This window comes from Paraburkholderia sp. RL18-085-BIA-A, assembly GCF_046027075.1.
Classification (GTDB): Bacteria; Pseudomonadota; Gammaproteobacteria; order Burkholderiales; family Burkholderiaceae; genus Paraburkholderia.
The window spans coordinates 1-321 of sequence record NZ_JARESU010000688.1 but is presented as its reverse complement, the minus strand read 5'-3'; the positions used below and the strand labels follow the sequence as shown (position 1 = coordinate 321).

Annotated in this window: 1 pseudogene; it reads right to left on the bottom strand. The window is 58.3% G+C overall.

Going from position 1 to position 321, the window contains the following annotated elements:
- A pseudogene (locus P0D89_RS54400) lies at positions 1–242 on the bottom strand (hypothetical protein); the annotation flags it as partial.
- Between the last annotated feature and the right edge of the window lie 79 nt (positions 243–321).

Here is a 321-nt window from a genome sequence, read left to right as displayed (position 1 = left end):
CCAATTTCGTCTGGACGATATCCGAAACGACACAGCTCTTCGGCAACGAGTAACTGTCGGCCTAAAGTCGCAAACAGCTTGCGCGAGCCATGACCTCGCCGGAACGCGTCCAACCCTGTGTAGCACTGCAAAAGCATTGCTTGCGTTACGGGCTCGTGTGCAGCCCGACTGAACGTAAGCGCATGCAGCAGCGGCGACATGGCAGGTCGGGTGCGTTTTCGGGTTCGCAATCTGCTAGACATGGTGGGTTCCTTCCATAACTTTTCGGTCCTGCCGCCGTAGCGCTGCTGGCCGGCAAAACACGCTGTTGATGCAGCGGCG